Raw genomic sequence first — 254 nt, forward strand, 5'->3', positions numbered from 1 at the left:
CCTACCACCGCCGCCGGCGTCAGGCCCGCCTGGGCCGATTGACCCCCATCGAATACGAGACCATCATGAACCCGACCGTCACCCTGGCGGCCTAAACCAAGCTGACACCTGATCGTGCATCAGTCCCGTCCGCCGCGCGGTGTAGAGCGGGTCGCCCTTGCGTCCGCGGTGTCCGTGCAGTTCCTGCTGGACTCGGCGGCGGCACTCATCGAGAGCGTCCCCGGCCAACCGGATGACGTGGAAGGGATCCATAA

General features: G+C 66.5%; 1 pseudogene. It reads right to left on the reverse strand.

Features of this window, described 5'->3' with window-relative positions:
- Positions 1–126: 126 nt before the first annotated feature.
- A pseudogene (locus GSY69_RS13985) lies at positions 127–254 on the reverse strand (transposase); the annotation flags it as partial.

The sequence above is a fragment of the Brevibacterium rongguiense genome (genome assembly GCF_009857845.1).
Taxonomy (GTDB): Bacteria; Actinomycetota; Actinomycetes; order Actinomycetales; family Brevibacteriaceae; genus Brevibacterium; species Brevibacterium rongguiense.